The sequence below is a fragment of the Amaricoccus sp. B4 genome (genome assembly GCF_043226085.1).
Classification (GTDB): Bacteria; Pseudomonadota; Alphaproteobacteria; order Rhodobacterales; family Rhodobacteraceae; genus Amaricoccus.
On record NZ_CP171225.1, the window covers coordinates 1,096,192 to 1,117,187 of the forward strand.

General features: G+C 64.7%; 17 protein-coding genes. 5 read left to right on the forward strand and 12 right to left on the reverse strand.

Annotation, left to right across the window (positions count from 1 at the left end; all coding sequences use genetic code 11):
• The first annotated feature begins 107 nt into the window (after positions 1 to 107).
• From ACF66B_RS05215 to ACF66B_RS05235, 5 genes are all read left to right on the forward strand, one after another.
• Entirely contained in the window at positions 108 to 992 is an 885-nt protein-coding gene (locus tag ACF66B_RS05215) for a WYL domain-containing protein (RefSeq protein WP_111431334.1), read from the forward strand.
• Positions 989 to 3,901, forward strand: coding sequence for an ATP-dependent DNA helicase (locus tag ACF66B_RS05220; RefSeq protein WP_111431333.1), 2,913 nt, complete (start codon positions 989 to 991; stop codon positions 3,899 to 3,901). The genes ACF66B_RS05215 and ACF66B_RS05220 overlap by 4 nt, the downstream gene beginning before the upstream one ends.
• The gene (locus ACF66B_RS05225; protein WP_111431332.1) at positions 3,898 to 5,892 is read left to right on the forward strand and encodes a site-specific DNA-methyltransferase; all 1,995 of its coding nucleotides are present in this window, start codon (positions 3,898 to 3,900) and stop codon (positions 5,890 to 5,892) included. The genes ACF66B_RS05220 and ACF66B_RS05225 overlap by 4 nt, the downstream gene beginning before the upstream one ends.
• Positions 5,885 to 8,563, forward strand: coding sequence for a TnsA endonuclease N-terminal domain-containing protein (locus ACF66B_RS05230; RefSeq protein WP_111431331.1), 2,679 nt, complete (start codon positions 5,885 to 5,887; stop codon positions 8,561 to 8,563). The genes ACF66B_RS05225 and ACF66B_RS05230 overlap by 8 nt, the downstream gene beginning before the upstream one ends.
• Positions 8,564 to 8,646: 83 nt before the next feature.
• Positions 8,647 to 9,519 (forward strand): GIY-YIG nuclease family protein, encoded by an 873-nt coding sequence (locus ACF66B_RS05235; RefSeq protein ID WP_392664248.1) that lies wholly within the window; start codon positions 8,647 to 8,649, stop codon positions 9,517 to 9,519.
• Positions 9,520 to 9,563: 44 nt separating this feature from the next.
• On the opposite strand, the gene ACF66B_RS05240 is transcribed toward ACF66B_RS05235, so the two are convergent.
• From ACF66B_RS05240 to ACF66B_RS05295, 12 genes are all read right to left on the reverse strand, one after another.
• Positions 9,564 to 10,640 carry a DUF2793 domain-containing protein gene (locus tag ACF66B_RS05240; protein ID WP_111431329.1) on the reverse strand — a complete coding sequence of 359 codons (1,077 nt, stop codon included), beginning with the start codon at positions 10,638 to 10,640 and terminating at the stop codon, positions 9,564 to 9,566.
• Between the two features lie 10 nt (positions 10,641 to 10,650).
• Positions 10,651 to 14,619 (reverse strand): glycoside hydrolase/phage tail family protein, encoded by a 3,969-nt coding sequence (locus tag ACF66B_RS05245; RefSeq protein WP_111431326.1) that lies wholly within the window; start codon positions 14,617 to 14,619, stop codon positions 10,651 to 10,653.
• A 9-nt stretch (positions 14,620 to 14,628) separates the two neighbouring features.
• Positions 14,629 to 15,081, reverse strand: a complete 453-nt coding sequence (locus ACF66B_RS05250; protein WP_111431328.1) for an NlpC/P60 family protein — start codon at positions 15,079 to 15,081, stop codon at positions 14,629 to 14,631.
• Between the two features lie 38 nt (positions 15,082 to 15,119).
• Positions 15,120 to 16,004 carry a DUF2163 domain-containing protein gene (locus ACF66B_RS05255; protein ID WP_111431325.1) on the reverse strand — a complete coding sequence of 295 codons (885 nt, stop codon included), beginning with the start codon at positions 16,002 to 16,004 and terminating at the stop codon, positions 15,120 to 15,122.
• Positions 16,001 to 16,243 carry a hypothetical protein gene (locus tag ACF66B_RS05260; protein ID WP_162683390.1) on the reverse strand — a complete coding sequence of 81 codons (243 nt, stop codon included), beginning with the start codon at positions 16,241 to 16,243 and terminating at the stop codon, positions 16,001 to 16,003. Before ACF66B_RS05260 ends, ACF66B_RS05255 begins: the two co-directional genes overlap by 4 nt.
• A 204-nt stretch (positions 16,244 to 16,447) precedes the next feature.
• On the reverse strand, positions 16,448 to 16,678 hold the full coding sequence (locus tag ACF66B_RS05265; protein WP_111431323.1) for a hypothetical protein: 231 nt from the start codon (positions 16,676 to 16,678) through the stop codon (positions 16,448 to 16,450).
• 3 nt (positions 16,679 to 16,681) lie between these two features.
• Positions 16,682 to 17,338, reverse strand: coding sequence for a lysozyme (locus tag ACF66B_RS05270; RefSeq protein ID WP_392664253.1), 657 nt, complete (start codon positions 17,336 to 17,338; stop codon positions 16,682 to 16,684).
• A gap of 10 nt (positions 17,339 to 17,348) precedes the next feature.
• The gene (locus ACF66B_RS05275) at positions 17,349 to 17,480 is read right to left on the reverse strand and encodes a hypothetical protein (protein ID WP_392664255.1); all 132 of its coding nucleotides are present in this window, start codon (positions 17,478 to 17,480) and stop codon (positions 17,349 to 17,351) included.
• On the reverse strand, positions 17,473 to 17,823 hold the full coding sequence (locus ACF66B_RS05280; RefSeq protein ID WP_111431321.1) for a hypothetical protein: 351 nt from the start codon (positions 17,821 to 17,823) through the stop codon (positions 17,473 to 17,475). Before ACF66B_RS05280 ends, ACF66B_RS05275 begins: the two co-directional genes overlap by 8 nt.
• Positions 17,820 to 18,446, reverse strand: a complete 627-nt coding sequence (locus ACF66B_RS05285) for a DUF2460 domain-containing protein (protein ID WP_111431320.1) — start codon at positions 18,444 to 18,446, stop codon at positions 17,820 to 17,822. The genes ACF66B_RS05280 and ACF66B_RS05285 overlap by 4 nt, the downstream gene beginning before the upstream one ends.
• Positions 18,446 to 20,866, reverse strand: coding sequence for a phage tail tape measure C-terminal domain-containing protein (locus ACF66B_RS05290; protein WP_111431319.1), 2,421 nt, complete (start codon positions 20,864 to 20,866; stop codon positions 18,446 to 18,448). The genes ACF66B_RS05285 and ACF66B_RS05290 overlap by 1 nt, the downstream gene beginning before the upstream one ends.
• Entirely contained in the window at positions 20,847 to 20,987 is a 141-nt protein-coding gene (locus ACF66B_RS05295; protein WP_392664259.1) for a hypothetical protein, read from the reverse strand. The genes ACF66B_RS05290 and ACF66B_RS05295 overlap by 20 nt, the downstream gene beginning before the upstream one ends.
• Positions 20,988 to 20,996 lie beyond the last annotated feature (9 nt).

The window sequence follows — 20,996 nt, forward strand, 5'->3', positions numbered from 1 at the left end:
CGTCCCTTTTCGATTGATCACGTAGTTCCGCGCGGCTACCCTCCGAGTAAGCCCAGAAATTGGGCGCGCACAGTTCGCGTGCGCGCAGGGCTGGGCGGGAGCGCAACGTGGACCGGGACAAGGCCGAACTTCGCTGGGGGATTGAGCAGCGCCTCGAGTTCATCGAGTTCCGTCTGTTCTGGGAGGGACACGTCAATCGTATCGACGTGATGCAGCAGTTCGGCGTCTCGGTGAACCAGGCATCCTCGGACCTGAACCGCTACATCGCGCTGGCACCGGACAACATGGTCTACGACAAGAGCGCGCGGACCTACGTCCGCGGCCCAGACTTCGACTGCAAGTTCCGCCCGCCGGACGCCGCGCACTACCTCGCCCAGATCCGCCTCGTTGCCGACGATGTGCTGGAGCGCGAAGATTGCTGGATCCCTGACCTGCCACCCTACGCATCCGCCCCGACGCCGGTTCGCGGCGTTGAGCCGGTGACACTTCGCTCGGTCGTCGGCGCCATCCGCCGCTCTGAGGCGATCGAGGTGAAGTACCAGTCCCTGTCTAGCCCCGAGCCGCGCTGGCGCTGGATCGCGCCTCACGCCATCGCGTTCGACGGGTTCCGCTGGCACACCCGGGCGTTCTGCCTGATCGATGACTGCTTCAAGGATTTCCTGCTCTCGCGGATCCTCGACATCCGCGGGTCATGCGAGAGCGAAACGTCGGCAGACGATGATCGCGACTGGCATTCCGAGGTCACTCTTGAATTGGGCCCTCACCCCGAACTTTCAGAGACGCAGGCGAAGGTCATCGCGCGTGACTACGGGATGCGGGGTGGCAAGGCCAAGATCAAGGTGCGGCGCGCGCTCCTCTACTACGCGCTGAGGCGGCTTGGGCTCGATACGGACCCGGAAGCTAGGAGGCCGCAGGATCAGCAGATCGTTCTTCTGAATGCGAGTGACATAATCGGAGAACGACGAAATAGCGCGAGGTCAACGATTCAATGAAAGACCTTCGCTCCAGCGCCAATCCTCAGCAATTGACTGCGATCAATGCGGCGGAAGGACCTGTTCTCATTATCGCCGGCCCTGGCTCCGGCAAGACTTACACTCTTGTCGAGCGAATTGTTCACCTGATCACCGAGAAGCAGGTTGCGCCAGAGAGCCTCCTGGTCGTCACATTCACTGACAAGGCGGCCCGGGAACTGACCACACGAGTTTCAAATCGCCTCGCTGAACTCGATATCCGCTTCAACCTGAATGAAATGTACCTCGGCACATTTCACTCGATCTGCCTACGGCTACTGGAAGAATTTCGTGATTTCACCCGCCTGAGGCGCAGTTTCACCCTTTTTGACCAGTTCGATCAGCAGTACTTCCTCTATCAGAAGATCAAGGATTTTCGCGAGCTTGCCGATGCACAGCTAGTAATAGGAGATGACCAGACCGGCCGGTGGGCGCAGTCGGAACAACTGATGAAGTGGTTGAACAAGGTCAGCGAAGAGGCCTTGGAACCGCATGTTCTTAAAACGGCGCCAGATCCGGAGGTGCGTGCCCTCGCTCGTTGTTTTCAAAAGTATCAAGAGCTTCTCGAAGAGAATAACTGCTTGGACTTCTCCGGGATCCAGTACGAGGCTCTGCAGCTACTGCGCCGGCACCCGGACGTGCTTGCTCAGCTACGCGACAAGATCACGTATCTGATGGTCGATGAGTATCAGGACACCAATACGATCCAGGAACAGATCCTGCTGCTTCTCGCCGGCGACAGGAGTAACCTCTGCGTCGTCGGGGATGATGACCAAGGCCTCTACCGCTTTCGAGGGGCCACGATTCGCAACATCCTCGAGTTCCCACAGCTCTTCCCGCCAGACAGCTGTAAGCAGGTGCGGCTGACGGTGAACTATCGTTCACATCCAGGGATCATCGACTTCTACAACGAGTGGATGAAACGGCTGGATTGGGAGGAGCAAGGAACGGCATTCCGCTTCCCGAAGCAAATTCTTCCGCGTGAGGACAGCTTCCCCGACGTGCCGACCGCGGTCCGTCTGAGCGCATCGGACGAGAAAGGCGAGAACGAGAACTGGCACGCCGAGGTTCTCACGTTCCTGACAGCGCTACGCGACTCCGGCCGCCTGACCGACTGGAACCAGGTCGCCTTCCTCTTCCGTTCGGTCAAGAACGACCGCGTGCTCGAGCTGGCACGGTTTCTCGAAGGCAACGGGGTTCCTGTCTATTCGCCGCGCTCCAACATGTTTTTCGAGCGGGAGGAAATCCGCTTGATCATCGGAGCGCTGATCTTCCTGTTTCCGCAGTTCCCCAAGGTGCGGCAGTGGGCCGAAGGCGCCCAATTGGCGATCTGGGATTATTACGACCAGCAGTGCTTCAAGGCGTTCACGGACGAGCTTCGGAAGCCGGAGAACAGCCGTATGCTTGAGTGGGCCCGCCCGCTCGCCAAGCGCCATGCCGTCCTGACCCAAACCGCCGACTACGCCTTCTCTGGGCTGTTCTATCAGCTCCTTCAGTTCCCCCTGTTCTCCCGCTTCCTCGACGAGGAGGCGATGCAAGGCGTGGACAAGGGCCGCGCCGCACGCAACCTGGCCACATTCTCGAAGCTGATCACCAAGTTCGAGTACCTTCACTACGTCACGGTCTTGAACCCCGAGTATCTCGAGCGCGACCTGCGGAACCTGTTCAACCAGTTCTTCCGCTTCCTCAAGGACGGCGGCATTGGGGAGTACGAGGACGAGGCGGAGTACGCGCCGAAGGGCTGCGTCTCGTTCCTGACCATCCACCAGTCCAAAGGGCTTGAGTTCCCGGTGGTCGTGTGCGGCTCGCTGGAGGCCGTGCCACGCAAGCAGCACACCGATCTGGACGAGATCCTCGAGGACGGCGGATACCTGTCGAAGGCGCGGTTCGAGCCTCTGGATCGCATCAAGCACTTCGACTTCTGGCGCCTCTACTACACCGCCTTCTCGCGAGCGCAGAACCTGCTGGTCCTGGCCGCGCAGGAACGGTACGGCAAAGGGCTCGGCAAATCGCCGTCGAAATATTTTGAGGACGTCTTCCATGGCCTTCCGGACTGGCGGACGGTCGACTTGACCCGGCTCACCTTCGAGAAGGTGAAGGAGATCAACCTAAAGCGGGAATACTCCTTCACCTCCCACATCACGCTCTTCGAGAACTGCGCCGAGCAATACCGCTTCTTCAAGGAGCTCGAGTTCGCGGCCATCCGCGTCAGCCCGATGCTGTTCGGCACCCTCGTCCACCAGACCATTGAGGACATCCACAAGGCCGTCCTGCGGGGCGAGGAACACACGGTCACGCCGGACGCCATCGACGCTTGGTTCTCCACCAACTACGCGATGCTGTCGAAGAAGGAGCGCGTGTACCTCGCGCCCATCACCCTCGAAGCCGCGCGCCGGCACGTGATGCGCTACTACGAGCGCGAGAACGGCAACTGGGACAGGGTCAAGGAAACCGAAGTCGAGATCTCGCTGGTCAAGGACGACTACATCCTCAAGGGCAATGTCGACTTGATCCGGGGCGAAGGCGGCACTGTCGAGGTGGTGGACTTCAAGTCCGAGAAGAAGCCCGACATGGAGAAGGACCGCGAGCGCCTGCGCCAGTACCAGAGCCAGCTCGAGGTCTACGCCCACCTCATCGAGGAGCGGACCGGACAGAAGGTCAGCCGGATGCACCTCTATTACACCGGCGAACAGGACGGGAATCCGTATGTCAGCTTCGCCAAGGACGACCGGGCGATCGGCAAGACGGTCGCCCGCTTCGATGAGATCGTCCACCGCATCGAAAGTGCGGACTACCGGATCGCCGCGCGGCCCGACCGGCTGTGCGAGAACTGTGACATGCGCGCCTATTGCGACGCGAAGAACTGGAATTTCAGGGAAGATGACCGATGAGTGATGTGAAAGCCGATCAGACCGCGATGGACCTTGGCGCCGAGGCCGCCAGCCTGGAGAGCGTGGAGAAGTTCCAGTTCGCGCCGATCAAAGGCTACCCGATGCTGAACTGGCGCGGGAAGCGGCCGTTCACGTCCACGCAGTTCTTTCCGGCGCAACTTAAGGAAGTTCACGGCCCCGAGGTCTCTGGATGGCGCAACAAGATCTTTTGGGGAGACAATCTCCAAGTCATGAGCCATATGCTCAAGAACTTTCGTGGGAAGATAAATTTGGTGTATATTGATCCGCCCTTTGACTCGGGAGCGGACTACCGACGCAAGATCTCTGTTAAGGGCTCATCTGCATCGTCCGACTACGTCGCTTTTGAAGAAAAGCAATATGGAGATATATGGACAAATGATGAGTATCTTCAATTCATGTTTGAAAGATTCATACTACTTAGAGAGCTTATGTCTCCTGAGGCCTCCATTTATGTTCATTGTGACTATCGCAAGTCTCACTACCTTAAGCTGGCTCTCGATGAGGTTTTCGGCGCAAGCAGTTTTCAGAACGAAATAGTCTGGAGAAGAACCACTGCTCGTTCCGGGAGTGGGGCATATAATCATATACATGATACGATCCTGTTCTACTCAAAGGGCCCTAAATACGTTTGGAATCAACAGTACACTGATTATAGCAAAGAGTACCTCGCGTCCAACTTCAAGCCAGACGAGGATGGTCGCCTATTTCGCGAAAGCCCAATTACTGCGCCTGGGCTTCGGAGTGGAGAGTCAGGGGCAACTTGGAAGGGGCTAAATCCAAGCAATATCGGAAAGGGTCGGCACTGGGCGGTACCGAGCTTCTTGGAGCACATGTTGTCCGACGAGGCAAAGAAAAGTCCCCTTAAAGCTCTCGACGAGCTGGAAGCCAAGGGTCGCATCAGGTGGGCCAAGGACGGAATGGGACGGCCGAATGCCATTCAATTCGCGGACGATATGCCCGGCGTTGAGCTTCAGTCAATTTGGACTGACTTTGTTGCGCTCGGGAGCAACTCTCTAGAGTCAGAGGACTATCCCACCCAAAAACCTGAAGAGCTTCTTTCCCGAATTATAAAATCATCATCAAATCCTGGCGATATTGTGTTTGACTGCTTTATGGGGGCCGGAACGACGCAAGCTGTATCCATGAAGCTTGGCCGAAAATTCATTGGTGCTGACATAAATCTTGGTGCAATTCAGATCACTACAAAAAGACTTACGCGAGTTGCTTCGGAAATATGCAGCGAAGCTGAGCCATCAGGCGCTACGAAATTTGTCGGCTTCGAGGTTTGCAACGTCAATCAATACGATGTTTTTCGCAATCCGGTTCAGGCAAAAGAACTTCTGATTGAAGCCTTAGAGGTCCAGCCTCTTGAACTCAGTACTGTCTTCGACGGAGAGAAGGACGGCCGCATGGTCAAGATCATGCCGGTCAACCGCATCGCCACCCGCGCGGACTTGAACGAGCTGATCGCCGGCTTCGACTACAAGGCGTGGGAGCGCCGCCAGGCCGAGCATCCGAACCGGCCAGTGGAGAAGCTCACGCTCGTCTGCATGGGTCATGAGCCCGACCTCGCCGCCCGGCTCAAGCTGGCCGCGGCACCCTACAAGATCGATGTAGAGGTGGTCGACATCCTGCGCGACAAGGCCAACCTCGAGTTCCGTCGCGACTCCGAGGCAAAAGTTGTCATCAAGGATGGCGAGCTGTTCGTCGAGCGCTTCTACCCCATGAACCTGCTGCAGAAGCTGTCGATGCAGAAGGAGACGGTCGAGGACTGGCGCGAGCTGGTCGAGAGCATCCTCATCGACTGGAACTACGACGGCGCTGTGCTGCAGCCCGCCGTGGTCGACATCCCCGGCAAGACCGACCTCGTCGCCGGGCGATACGAGGTTCCGGCCGACGCCGGGACGATCCGCGTGAAGATCACCGACCTCCTCTCCGAGTCCTGGGAAGGGAGCGTGACCAATGGCTAGGCGCACCAAGGCGATCAGCGCGTCGCTGGACTTCGCCTTCTTCCAGTTCCTGTGGGAATTCTACCGCGGCAACCGCGGCACGATCCGCACGCATTACAAGGAGCTAACCCGCAAGTTTCTGGACTTCAACAACCCGGACAAGAACCCCAAGGCCTTCCTGCGCCAGCCTCAGTACGAGGCACTGGAGATCTATGTCTTCCTGAAGGAATTCATGGACAACGCGAAGGTCGAGGAGATCTTCAAGGCGTGGTTCGAGAAGACCGGCCGCTTCGCCGGCCGCCAGGAAGGCGGAATCATCGGCGGCGACGCGCGCCAGGGGTCGATGTTCGATGCGGTGACGCAGGACCAGTACAAGGCTGTCTTCGCGGCAATGCGGAAGAACTCCCGCATCTACCCCAACTACATCTTCGCCCTGACCATGGGAACCGGCAAGACAATCCTCATGGCGACGTGCATCTTCTACGAGTTCCTGTTGGGAAACAAATTCGAGAAGGACAAGCGCTACTGCCACAACGCGCTGGTCTTCGCCCCGGACAAGACCGTGCTCCAGTCGCTGAAGGAGATCGAGTCCTTCGACCTCGCGCTGGTCGTCCCCCCCGAATACGTGAACTTCCTGACCACCCACCTGCGCTTCCACTACCTCGAGGAGGCTGGCACCTCGCTCAGTACGCTGGACCGATCGCGCTTCAACATCGTGGTCTCGAACACACAGAAGATCATCCTGAAGCGTCGCCACAAGGAGAAGACCCCGTTGGACGCGCTGTTCGGCGCGACCCCGGACACGGTGACAGCGCCCGGGGTCTATGGTGAGGCCGCCGACCTCTATGCCTGGGATCAGCCCGAAGAAGAGGCCGAGCTGACCACTAACCAGCGGTTCGAAAAACTGTGCCGTCTCGAGCAGCTGGGCATCTACGTTGATGAGGCGCACCACGCCTTTGGCAAGACGCTCGCCAAGGACATGGGGATCGGCGCCAAGGAGACTGACACGAGCCTCCGCACCACCATCGACCAGCTCGCCGCCAATCTGAACCGCGCCGGGACGCGCGTCGTCGCCTGCTACAACTACACCGGCACACCGTACGTCGGCAAAGAAGTGCTGCCCGAGGTGGTCTACGCGTACGGGCTGAAGGAGGCCATCGACAAGGGCTTCCTAAAGAAGGTCGTCCTTCACGGATACCGAAACACCCGGACGGACGAGTTCGTCGACATAGCCGTCGAGCAATTCCTCGATGAGACTGGCGATCTGAAGCCTGAGGGCATGCTGCCCAAATTGGCATTCTTCGCAGCCACGATCGAGGAACTAACGAAGGAGCTCCGCCCGGCGGTTGAACGGGCCCTTTCGAAAAGAGGTGTTCCGACATCCCGCATCCTAGTCAACGTCGGCGACGAGAAGTTGACCTCGAACGACGACATTCGAGAGTTCAACCGTCTGGACACCCCAGACTCGGAGAAGCAGTTCATTCTGCTCGTCAACAAGGGGCGCGAGGGCTGGAACTGCCGGTCCCTATTTGGCGTCGGCCTCTTCCGCGAGCCCAAATCCAAGGTTTTCGTGCTTCAGGCCACCATGCGCTGCCTTCGCGCCATCGGCCAAGCCCAGCACACCGGGCATGTGTTTCTCTCCGACGATAACATGGAGATCCTGAACGACGAACTGCAGCAGAACTTCAGGATCAGCGCTGCCGAGCTGCAGAACGTCGCCAGCGACAAGGAGCGCGTCCAGGTCAAGGTCATCGAGCCCCCCGTGAAGATCAAGCTGGTGCGGGTGCGCAAGGAATACAATGTGTGCGAAAAAACCGTCACGCCTGGACAGACGCTCTTCCCCGAGCTGTCCGCTCGGGACAAATGGAGCGAGCTTGTCGAGAAATATCGGCTCGTGGAGACGCAGCAGGAAGGGCTCACCCCAAGTGAGGCCGCCCGTGCGTCATCCAGCAGGACGTTCGACCTTACCGAGCGCCGCGAGAAGCAGGTGTTCTCACGCCTCAGCCTCGTGGGAGAAGTCGCTCGGTATCTCAACCAATCGCCATTGGAAATCGAGTCGCTGCTGGATGCCACAACGGAAGGCGTCAATAGGCTCGTTGAAATCACTAACGAATTCAACGAGCTGCTCTACGACGAGGTTATTCCACGCTTGTTCCGGATGATCTTTGAGCTGGATGAGTCGGAAAAAACCGAAGAGCACGAAGTCGAACTCATCAAGCTCCCGGCGAACGGATATTACGAGATCACGGCTGCCAAGGACAAGATTGTCCGCAGCACGGACGCAGTGGTGAAGGATCATGAGCGCGACAAGAGCTTCCACCTCGACACCTACTGCTTCGATTCCAATTCGGAGCGAACGCTGTTCTGGGATCTTCTAAGAGAGAAACGAGTGAAAAAGATCTATTTTACTGGCATGCTTACGCACGGTCAGTCGGACTTTTTCATTCAGTATATCGACCCTGACTCACACACGGTTCGCAGCTACTATCCCGACTTTGTTTTTCTCCGCGAGGAGCCGGACGGCAGTGAAAAGTACGTCGTGGTAGAGGTCAAAGGCGATCATCAGGTCGACAATGCGGTGGTTCAGGCCAAGAAGGAATTTGCAGAGCAAATAGCAGTGGCCAGCGGCATGGAATATCAGATCATTAAATCGACCGATGCTGATGCTCGAAATTATCGAGTGCTACTCTAGGAGCGTCAGTACTGAAACCGAGGTCGATCAATATCTTCCTGCTCGACGGCGACCCGAATGGTATCCGGGTGGCGCAAATCTCGATGTCGACGATCCAGGCGATTGCCTTCCGGCGCAACCAGCTTCGTCGGGTTCGGGAGGCTTTTCCCGAAATCGAACGGCCAGGCGTGTACATCCTGATCGGGGCCGACGAAGACGCGCAGGACCGGCAGCTTGCATATATTGGCGAGTCCGAAGGTGTCGGAGCGCGATTATCGTATCACAACTCGAATGAGGCGGGTCGCGATGCCAAAGGCTTCTGGACCGACACGGTCGTGCTGATCAGCAAGGACGAGAACCTGACGAAGAGCCACGCGCGCTATGTCGAAGCTTGTCTGATCCGGGGGGTCGTCAGCAATCCCCGTTGGACCCTGCCCAACACGCGCACGCCGTCCGACGACGCGGGCAAGCTACCGCTCCCTGACCGCGCAGCCATGGACGAGTTCGTGGATCAGACGAAAACACTGGTTGGAGCCCTTGGCTGGGATCTCTTCCGAGAAGTCCGCGGTCGTGCGCCGGAGCAGATCGCGGAGCAAGAACTGCCAAAGGCTGAACTCCATGAAAGCCCTCGGTTCTTCTTCCGGGGCGACGGCTTCGCGGCAGAGATGGAGATCGGGCCCTCCGGGGATTTCGTCGTCACGGCAGGTTCGAGGGCAAGGGTCCGGACGACGCGAACGATACCGAGAGGGACGGTCACGCTCCGGAACACCCTTGTGGAGAAGGGCGTCCTCCGCGAGGAAGGCGATTTTCTTGTCTTCACAAGCGCCTACAGCTTCACGTCTGCCTCTGCCGCGGCTGCGGCCGTCATTGGTGCGAGCGCCAATGGCCGGATCCTCTGGAAGCTCGCGGACGGACGCAATTACGGGGATTGGGAGGCAAACCAGGATGCGGCGGGCGACGCGTCAGGCCAATTCTGAAGGTGCGACTGCCCGGGGAACGGTACCGTCAGCGTGGCGAGAATTTAGCCGATCTTGCAGCCCCAGAAGGACGTGTGATCGGCGGCGAAGTAGCCGTCCGCGACCCGGAAATACCCCTGCAGCTCGACGGTATCGCCAGCGGTTAGCGGGACCATGGTCTGCAGCCAGATCGCGGTGGCGAGCGAGACGTGAGTGGCAGAGATTTCGCCGAGGGAGCCCCGGATTTCCGTGGTTCCGTTCAGCACCAGCCGCCCCCGCATGCGCGCGGTCGTGCTGGCGTTGACCTTGTACATGAGCGTCGCGCCGAAGAGGTAGGTGCCGTCGACCGGCGCCACGAACCGGTTGTTGGCGGCGTCGAAGGCGCCCTGATCGTTGTAGTCGGTGTTGTTCAGGCCGATCTTCGTCCAGGTTCCGACGCCCACGTAGTTGTCGTAGTTCGTGTACGCCTTGAAGCGCGGCAGCCGGGGCTGGTCGACGATGCCGTTGGCGTTGTCGACGCTGAGCCCGTCGAAGAAGGTGCTGCCATCGGCCGAGACCGCCAGCCGGAAGCGGTCGGAGCCGAAGAGGCCGACCAGCGCCTTGGTGACGAAGCCGGTCTGCAGGGTCAGCCCGAGATCGTCGCCCGCGGCCTCCTTGTTCATGATGTAGAACAGATCGCCAGTGCCGCCCTCGGCCACGGTCTTCGCCGTCCAGAGCGCTGCATTGAGCTTGGCCGAGAACGGGTTCGAGGCGTCCGCCGTCGTGCCGATCCCAAGAAGCGCGAGGTTCTGCAACACGTCCGGTGTGGTCCCGATCCAGCCCGCGCCATCGTATACCAGCAGCAGTCCTTCATCCTCGACCCAAGCCCGCCAGCCGGTCCTCGGTGGCAGACGCAGCCACGCGCCGTCCGCCCACAGCGCCACATTCAGGTCCCACCCCGCCCAGTCGCCCGTCGCGCCCGAGCCGACGATGTAGCGGTCGCCATCCGCAGGGCTGCCGGGCGGCGCTGTCAGATTCCGGTCGAGGACGGAAAGCTGGACGAGCCCGTCGAGGATCCGCAGCGCCTCGTTGTGGGTGACATGCTTCTGGGCCTGTGCCGCGAGGATGTAGGGCAACAGGAGATGGGTCGTGGCGTCGGACATGGGTTGGCTTTCAGAGCGTGAGCGTGACGGTCTTGGGCGCGCCCCGCCCGACGAGGGCGGAGAGCTGGTAGATGCGGACGTCGAGCGTGTTGCCGGGCCCGAGCGGCGCGCCCCAGTCGGCGGTCTGCTGGGCGGCGGTGTAGACGGCGCTGGCGGTGGCGGTGCTCAGCAGCCGCTTTACCGTTGCACCGTCGAGGATTTCGACCTCGTAGGCTTCCAGTTCCTCCGCCATCGGCACTTCGACAGCGCCCCAGCTGTCGGCGGCGAGCGCGCGGGACCGGCGTGTCCAGCGGATGGAGAGATCGCCGGGTGTGCGCGGCGTGCGCCACGGCTGCTCCACTTGGGCCACGGAGAACGGCCGAAGCCCGACGCCTGCGGGCGTGAAGGCTTGCGCCACATAGGTCTCGTCGCTGACCGGACGGCTCGCCGGGCCGACGCGCCAGTTCCACGGGATGCCGAGGTCGGCCTCGGCGATCGGCAGCGACGCGAGGCTGTCGTCGATTACCACGACCCTTGCGCCAGCGGGCGCCGGGTTGCCCATGGCGCCTTCTGTCCCCCGCTGGCCGCGCAGAAGCCGGGTGAGCCGATACCGGCCGGGCGCGAGCAGCTCGGCCGCGCCCGCCTGCACTATCTCCCAGACGCCGGGCGCGGTCTCGATCGCGAGCGCGTTCGCCCCGCCGAACAGGGTCAGGTCCGTGACGCTTTCCAGCGTGCCGGTGAGCAGATCGACCACCAGCACATTGCCGACGTCGAAGCGCGAGGTGGGTCCGGAATAGAAGTCTGCGACCAGCGCGCCGATCCGGGCCCGCGTGCCGAAGCTGGTCAGCAGCTCGAACCCGTCCATCGAGGGGCTGCGGAACACCGCGATCTCGCCCGGCCACGGCACGGCATGCGCCACGGCGAAGGGGCGGTGCGCGGGCTGGTCCTCGGTCAGCTGCGGCAATTCGAGCAGCACCGCCTCGGGCGGGCCGAAGACGACCGCTTGGGACAGTGCCGAGGGCCGCGAGGCTCCCGGCGCCAGGTCGTATGCTTCCCGGTCCTGGCGGACCGCCTCAATGCCGCGCGCATCCGCATCCGCGATGGAGACAAGCCGCAGCGGGACAGCCCGGCCGTCATGGGCGAAAGACACGACATCGGCTGGGTCGAGCGCGAGCCGCGATGGCGGCAGGCGGAAGACGGCGCTCTCGCGGCCGGTCCAGGCTTCCATCAGCGCGCGGCGGCAGCGGCGCTCGGCCTCCTCGGGCGGCACGGCCATCGGAAAGCTCTCCGAGGCGATTCGCGTCGTGTCGACGGTGATGCGCCGAGCCTCGACCTGCGCGGCCTCGTAATCCTCGTCGGCACGGGCGACCTGCCATTTCAGGGCCTGCGGGAGTTCGGTCTCCTGGCCGCGGGTCAGCTCCAGCACATCGCCCTCACGGGCCGCGACCAGATCGTCGGACGCGAGAGTGGCGACGGAGGCCCGGCCGCGCATGACGAAGCGGATGACGCCCTCGGTCTCGACGGCGTCGAAGCCGAAATGCCGCGACAGCGTGGCGATCGAGGCGCGCGGGCTTTCCAGCGCGCCGATGGCATAGCCCTCGACCGCCCCCCAGAGGCCGTTCACGTCGATGCGATCTTCGGGGAGCCCGGCGCGCAGGCAGAGATGGCGGACCAGCGCCGCAAGCGACACCGCCCCGAGCCGCCCGGTCAGCCAATGCCCCAGCCGCCAGTTCGCGCCGTCCGTCCAGACGTCGGTCAACGCCGGGAAGAAGGGATACGGACGCGCGTCCCAGGTCCAAGCGGCGCATTCGGGCACATGCACCATCCGGCCGCCATAGACCGACGAGATCGGGTTGTTCGTGGCCTCGCCCCAGAAGAGATACGTGGCCTCGAGATGGGCGCGCTGGATCGCGTCGTCTCGCCAGCCGCGGGAGAAGTAGGGCACGAAGCTCTCGGAGGATTTCGGATCGAAGAAGACGTTCGGTTGGTTCGTGCCCCGGTCGATGGCCGGACAGCCCAACTCGGTGAACCAGATCGGCTTGGACTGCGGCGCCCACCCCGTCGGCGTCGCGCTCTCGACCCCGCCCTGTCGGTCGTAATGCAGGTTCGACCACCAGCTGCGCAGGTCCTTGTAGCGGAAGACCCAAGGCTTGCCGACGGCACCATCGGTGATCGGCGTTCGGATTTGCGCCGACCGATCCGCCAGGCTGGCGTAGAACCAGTCGAAGCCCTCGCCGCCCGCGATGTTGGATTGCAGGTAGGCGCGGTAGTAGATCGCGGGCCAGCCCTCCTGCGCGTCGGCATGCTCGAACCCGTCGCGCCAGTCGGAGAGCGGCATGTAGTTGTCGATGGCGACGAAATCGATCTCCGGATCGGCCCAGAGCGGGTCGAGATGGAAGAACACGTCACCCGAGCCGTCGCCCGGCTGGTGGCCGAAATACTCGGACCAGTCCGCCGCATAGCTGATCGCCGTGCCCGCCCCGAGGATGGCGCGCACGTCGGCGGCCAGACCGCGGAAGGCCTGCACTGCCGGATAGGCGCTGCTCCCCGAGCGGATCGTGGTCAGCCCGCGCATCTCCGTCCCGATCAGGAAGGCGTCGACCCCGCCGGCCGCCGCGCAGAGATGTGCGTAGTGCAACACCATGCGGCGCAGACCCCAGTCGCCCGGCGCTCCGGTCCAGGAGACGGTCTCGCCCGAGACCGCATAGTCCGATGGGCTGGCGCTGCCGAAGAAGGCCGCGACCTGGCTCGCCGCCGCTCCGGTCTTGTCCACGGTCCCGGCGTAGCCGGCGGCCGGCGAGCAGGAGATCCGGCCCCGCCACGGAAAGGCCGGCTGCCCCGTCTCGGCGGCGTTGTCGGAATACGGGTTCGGCAGCGTGTTGCCGGGCGGTACGTCCATCAGGATGAACGGATAGAAGGTGACGCGCAGCCCGCGGGCCTTCATCTCCTTGATCGCCTGCACCACCGCGAAGTCTGCCGGCGTGCCGCCATAGACGGGTCGGTCCTGGTCGTCGCGACTGACGAGATGCGCCGCGGACCGGCTAACGCCGTTCACCGACCACGTCTGCGGGCTCGTCGTCTTCTCCGACACCTCGACGCCCGGTCGGATCGTGCAGTCGCCGACGCGCAGGTCGTTCCCGAACCAGGCGACGACGAGGCTGACGCTCTCCACCTTCGGCGCCATCGCCTGCAGCCGGTCGAGCGCCACCACCATGTCGGCGGTGTCCGACCGCGCGTTCAGGTTCTCGGGGATCTGCGCGCCGCCGCTGCCCTTGCGGATGCCCTGCGTCGCGTAGGTGAACTCGCCCGAGGCCGGGATCATCGTGACCGCCTGCGTCAGCCCTTCGGCGGTGTCGGGGTCGGCCAAAGGGCGGAAGACCTCGAAGGAGAGCTGCGGCAGGCGGTTGCCGTAGTTGCCGAGCGGCAGATCCTCGAAGACCACATAGGCCGTGCCGCGATGGGCCGGGGTGTTCGCCGCGCCCATCTTCGCCGCAATGAACGGATCGGCGGTCTGGCTCTCGTCGCCAGGATACCAGCGCCAGGTGATGCCGGCGGTATCGAGCAACTTGCCGTCGGCCCAGATGCGCCCGATGCCGGTGATCGGTCCCTCGCAGAGCGCCATGGCGAAGCTCGCGTAGTAGAGATACTCCGTCGTCTTGACCTTGCCGCCGCCCCCGCCGCCCTTGCCGCCGCCCTGCGTGGTGGTCTTGGTCTCTTCGCGGAAATCGGTCGCCCAGATCACATTCCCGCCCATGCGCATCCGCCCGTAGACGCGGGGGATGACGGCTCCTTCCGTCGAGGACGTGATCCGAAGGCTATCGAGCCGCGGCCCCTCGATGCGCTGGGTGGGCGCAAGCGAGGACACGATCCAGCTGTCGACGACCGAGCCTATAGTCGAGCCCACGAAGCCACCGATGGTGGCGGCACTCACGCCGAGGATCGCGCCGCCGATGCTGCCGCCAATGGCGGCGCCAGCGGCACCGAGGACGAGCGTTGCCATGTCTGGGTCTCAGCGTTGCGGAAACAGGAAAGCGGAGGCGATGCGCCGCCGCCAGGATGAGGTGAGCGGTTCCTCGATCACGCCGAGCCGCTCGTAGGCGTGCAGGAAGCTTTCCGGCCCGATCATTATGCCGACATGTTTCGCGATGGCGCGCGGCCTCATGCGGAAGAGGACCAGCGCGCCGGGACCGGCCTCGGCGGGCGACACCTCGATCATCATGCGTCGCGCGCCCTCTGCCAGCACCTCACGTGGGCCGGTCTCGCCCCAATCGCGACTGTAGGGCGGGATCGGGAATGGTTCGGGTCCGACGACCTCGCGCCAGACGCCGCGGGCCAGCCCGAGGCAGTCGCAGCCGACGCCCTTGAGGCTCGCCTGGTCGTGGTAGGGGGTGCCGAGCCAGGATCGCGCCGCAGCGATGACCCGATTCGGATCGGCGCCAGCTCTCGTGCATCGCGATGCGATGCTCTGCCGCCCGTCGTTTCCGCTGGAAACGACGCTGGTCACAGCACGCCTCCCTCGTGGCCGCCGTCCTTCGTCGCGTAGCGCAGGATGGTGTCCTGGCCTGGGATGTGGGGGAAGCCGCGGAAGTTGGCGGTGTTGGCGAACTTCGCCCCACAGGTCTCGATGCGCTTGTCGCAGCCGGCGCGGATGGTGAAGGCGTCGCCTTCGCCGATGGACCGCACCGGCGCCTCGAGCAGGGTCAGCACGGCGATGCCCTCCGTCACGTCATGGCCCAGCACTTCGGTGCGCCGCCCGGCGTTCACGCCGCTAATCCATTCAACGGTGCCGAAGGTGAACCAGCCGGAGGCGAACTCGCCGAGGCCCGAGGCGGTGAAGGCCCGATCCCGCAGCAGGTCGATCACGGCGCCCGCACCCTTGAAAGCGGGATCCTCGAGATCGACGCTGCAGCGCGCGTCACCGAGCGCGGCATCGCAGGTCGCCTGAAAGGTCCGCCCGACCGTCTGGCCCAGCACATGGGCGAGCGAACGCACCTCGGCGACGAAGGCCAAACGTCCGCGCCGGATCTGACCGATGGCGCCCCGGCGCATCAGCACGCGCTGGCTCGTATGGGCCCAGTTCACCCGCCAGACTTCGACCTCGGCATTGTCCCAGCGGCCGTCGAGAATGTCGGTCTCGGTGATGCGGTCAGAGGTCAGCACGCCCTCGGCGTCCTGCGCATCGACCGAAAGGTCCGAACCCGATCGCACCTCGGTCGCGGTCAGACCGCTCTCCGGCTCGAAGTCGGTGCCGTCGAAGGCGAGCGTCCGGTCGTGATCGGTGAAGCCGAAGGTGACGCCATCGGCGCGCGTTATCCGCCAGCACCAGGCGAGCGTGGTCGTGCCCTCGTCGAGATGGGCCTGCAGGGCGGGCGAGAGGGATTTCATCGGCAAGTTCCCGTCATGCGGTCGTCGAGATCGGCAATCCAGTCCGCCCATGCAGGCGGCACGGCGGTGACGGTTTCGGCAGGCGGCCGGGCGAGCCGCGCCTCGGCATAGGAGGCGCAACCGGCATCACCACCGCCCATCGTTGCGGCGCAGCCGGTCAGCAGGATCGCCAGTGACGCGGCCATCGCGAACGGCGTCGCGCCCGCGTTCGACGCGCTCGCTCTTGTCTTCCATTGCATCGCGTTCCGCCTCCCGTTTGCCAGCGCGCTTCCCGTCGACGCGGCCCCAGAGCCGGCCGAGGACCACACCCCCGACCGCGCCGAGCCCTGCGACCAGCCAGACCAGGAGATCAGCCATCGTCCTGCTCCCCGCGTGCAGCGGCGACGCAGAGGGCAGCGACTAAAACGCCGAGGCAGCCGCCCACGATCAGACCGGCGAGGAACTCAAGCATCGCCGCGGAACCCGCGCTCGATCCGGTCGCGCAGGCCGATCAGGCCGAGCCCGAGGAACATCAGCCCTGCGGGCGAGGCATCACCGGAGCCGGCGAGCTGCGCGACGAGGCGAGACAGCTCGCTCAGCGGCCCGGTGGCGGGCAGCGCGAAAGAGGCGATGCCAGTGAGCATGGCGAGAAGTCCCGCCCACCAGGTGAGCGAGTTGGGGCGGACGTAGCGCATGAGTCAGGCCCTCCGGATCAGGGTGGAGAAGAAGGCGGCCAGCCGGGCGAGCCAGCCGGTCGGCGCGGTGGGTGAAGGGGCGAGCACCGGCGGCGTCGGCGTCGGCCACGGCCCGCGAGCCAAGGCCAGCGCCCCATCCTCGGTCAGGCGGCGGATCGGACGCGAGAAGTCCACGCGGCCCGCGCGGTCCACAGACCAGACCGGGATCGTGCCGACGGGATAGCGGCCATGGCGAAACAGGTCGCGCTCAGCCTCCCGGCGGGGAATGATCGAGGCCGGTCTCCGCCAGTTCAGAAACGCGTCGGCCGCTGCAACGCGATTGCCGGCATTGAGATGTCGGGTCAGCGCGGCCTTTGCGATGCCGCCGGTGTTGTAGTGAAAGCTGACCAGCGCATCGAACTCATGCGGCGCCAATGGCACCTTCACGGCCCGGAGGACGGCGGCCTCGTAGCGCGCGAGGTCGGCGCGGAAGACCCGGAACGCCTCGCGGATCCCGGTGTCGAACTCGGCGGGCATACCGCGCGGCAAGGTGGCGGGATCGGGTGGCCCGGCCGCGGCCGTGTGGCCGATGCCGAAGGTCCAGACCTGTTTCACATCGAGATAGGGTCCGGGCACGAGTCCTTCGTGCCGGACGAGGGCCAGCAGACCCCGGTCGGTCATGTGCATGGGATTACCGGAAAAGCGAGAGGATCAGGATCAGTGCTGCGATGGCGAGGCCGATGCGCAGACGGTGGGTAAAGGCCGCTCGAGGGTCGGCCGGGTCGCAGCGGAGGGCGCGCGCGAAGCGAAGGATCTCATTCATCGCCGTCGCCCTGCTTGGCGCGGCGCAGGCGGGCGAGCAGCATCTCGATGAAGGCCGGCCCGAAGACGCCGACGAGATAGGCGGCGGACCCTGCCGCGCCGCCCGCCGGTATCGCCTCCGTCGGCAGGCCCATCCAGCTCGTTATGACTGCCATCGACAGGCTGCCCATGCCCGCGGCGATCAGACCACCGAGGAGGATGTGCCGCAGCGCGTCGCGCAGGTGCATCTTCGTGGTCAGCGCGTTGGTCGCGCCGCCGAGCGCGCCCCAAGCGGCGAGGATCACGGCGGTCGAGGCCGCGAGCTCGCGTAGCACGGCTGCGACGAAGCTGCCGGTGTCGTTCATCGCCGGATCTCCAGAAGCGGGATGGAGGTGATCGAGCCGAGCCGCTCGAGGTCGAGCGTCACGTCGAGCGCGTCGGTGTCGAAGCGAACCGGCACGTCGAACTCGAAGCCCGCGGTGATCGCGACGCCCTCGGCGGGCGCAGTGTCGAAGGTGAACACGCCGGTGGTCGTGTCGACGGACCACCCGCTGGGCTGTTCGGCTCCATCGAGCGCGACGCGCACCGTGTCGGCGACCGGCTTTGTGATCGTGCGAGTCCAGGTCTGGCTGCCCGAGGCGTAGCGCTTCACCAGTTGGAAGGCGGTTGTGGCGCCGTCGCCAGTGCCGATCGCTTGGTCTGTCGGCGATGGCGTTCCCGATGGCGGGCAGGACTTGTGGTCACCCCAGTCCTTGAACCGGAAACCATGCAAGCGGCCGTTGCGCGCCTCGAAGAAGGCGACGACCGCAGCCAGATCGTCCGCGCGGCGGATGCCATAGGCGACGTCGTAGCGGCGCCGCGAATTGGCCCAGCTGGCGTTGCGCTCCTCGTCGCCCGAGGCGAGTTCGACGATCTGCGTGCGCCTTTCCGGCCCGCCCCGCGCGCCCCGGCTGATGTTGTCGGGAAACCGGACCTCGTGGAACGCCATCACATGCCCCTCCGCCCGAGCGACACGGCGCGGGCGATGTCGGCCGCGACCTGGGTGCGGGACTGCCGAAAGCTCTCCGCGTCGCGCGCCATAATGGTGACGTTGACACCGCCGCCCGCGCCGTAACTCTGTGCCTCCCGCCGCGACAGCACTCGCTCGCCGCGTTGCAGGATCGCGGGCACCTCATCATGCCGAAGCCCGGCCATGCCGCCGGAATGCATCCGGGGCGCGGCGGCGAAGAAGGCCATGGCCGGGACCATGCGCGAGGGCCCGGCGGAGCCAACCATGCCGCCCGCGTGCAGGACGTTGGCGAAGATCCCGCCCGTGCCGCCGAACACGCCGGAGAGCGCGTTGGCGATCGGCCCGAGGATGAAACGCCGCGCCGCCAGCTGGGCGAGATCGGCCAACAGCGAGGTGACGAGGTCGCGGAAGTTCAGTTTGCCGGTCTTCACGAACTGGCCCACGGCGTTCTCGGCCGACTGGAAAGCGCCGACGAGGCTCTGGCCGATGTCTCCGCCGATCTCGCGGGCCTTGCTGGCATAGTCCGACAGCGCTGCCGTGACCGCCTGCCAGCCGGTGACGGCTGCCTCGGTCGCGGGCTTCGCTGCAGCAGCGGCAGCTCCGGCCGCCGCGCCTGCATCCGTCGCGGCGCGTCCGGCATCGCCGAGCGCCGTCTCCAGCCGCTCCGCCGCAGCGGTCGTCTCGGCCAAAGCGTCGGCGCCGTCCTCGTCTGTGCCTCGGACTGCATCGCGCAGCGCCTGCCAGCTTTCCAGCGGTGCGCGGGCCCCTTCGGCCAGATCGCGTGCGGCCCCACGATAGAGGTTCGCCGACTCGAGCGCGCGGTTCGCCGCGTCGGTCAGGCCGAGATCGGGCGCGGTGAGCGGGTTGTCCTCGAAGGCCCGCTCGAACGCCGCCTGCGCCGCCGTCGTGGCAGCGCTGGCCGCGCCCTCGAAGCGGTTCTCGATCTCGCCTAGGTCGAGGTCGGGCACCAGCGAGATCCGGCGCTCGGACCCGAGCGCTTCCAGCCCCTGGTTGATGCCGGCGATGAAGCCGTTGATGCGCGAGACAACGCCGTTCAGCATCGCCTCGACGCCGTCGACCAAGCTGTTGGCCGCCTGGAACGCCAGATCGCCGATGGCGGCGGGCAGCAGGCCCCAGATCGCCTTGATCGCCTCATAGGCGCCTTCGAACGTGTTCGCCGCCGTGTTGCCGAAACCGACGACGCTCTCGATGGCGCTCTGCATGCCCGATGCGGCGTCCGCCTTCAGGTCGAAAAACATCGCCGTCGCGGCCGCGCCCGCCGCAGCCGCGCCCATCCTGATCCGCTCCCAGACCTCGACGGCGAGGTCTTTCAGCAGCGACATCGCCTCGCCGAAGCCGCCCGCACCGGCGACGAGACGCATGAACTGGTAGAGGAGCTCGCCCGCACCGACGATCAGCGCGCCGATACCGGTGCGGATCAGCGCCCCACGCAGAACGACCAGCGCCGTAGCGAGGCCCCGGACCGAGAGCGCCGCAGCGGCCATGCCGGCGACCCAGCGTCCCGCGAGGAAGGCGGCGAAGGTCGCGGCATAGGTGGTCAGGCGGCCGATGTTGTCGAAGAGACCGCGGATCGCGATGCCGAGCGGCCCGGTGCGACTGGCGACCGCCGCCATGGCGTTCGCGACGGCTTCCAGCGCAGGTGCCGCGGCGACCGCCAGCTGGTTCGACAGCCCGCGCCAGATCAGCCCGAGCCGGGAGATCGCGTCGTTCGTCCGCTCGATCTGGTCGGCGTCCTGCTCGGAGACGACGACGCCGAAGGCGAGCACGTCCTCCGTCGCCTGGCGCAGCGTCGCGGTGTCGATCCGGCTCATGGCGATGGAGCCTTCCTCGCCGAAGAGCTGACCCGCGACCGCCGCGCGTTCGGCGGTGGGCACGAAGTTCTCGATGGCGGCGTTGATCGCGCCGACGCGCTGGTCCAGCGGCAGCGCGATCAGTTCGTTGGCCGAGAGCCCGAGCCGGTCCAGCGCGTCGATGGCGGGACCGGCCCCGGCGGCCGCCTGGCTGAGACGACGCGTCAGGTCCTTGGTGGCCTGTTCGATCCCGGACATCGAGACGCCCGCCAGCTCGCCCGCGCGCTCCAGCGTCTGGATCGAGGCGACGGTGGTGCCGAGCGACTGCGCCAGCTTCGCCTGTGCATCCACCGTCTGCAGGCCGGAGCGGACCATGGCAACGCCGGCAGCTGTGGCGGCAGCGACCGCAGCTGCAGCCGTCACGCGCAGACGGCGCGCGAAGCCGGCGAGCCGGGCATTAGCCGCCTCCATCTCCCGGCTCAGCCGTCCGAAGCCGCGCGCCCCAGCCTCGCCGACACCTTCGAGCTCGGCGCGCACCTGTCGCCCGCCGACCGCGGCGAGGCGGACGCTAACGCGTTTCTCGGCCATGCGAGACTTCCATCTGTTCGTTGAGCTTGGTGACCATCACCGCTTCGATGACGGGCAGCAGTTCGGCCGTGGCGAGCGGCGGCACGCCGAGGGCGTCACCGAGCGCGAGTGCTGCCGACATGTCCCAGCC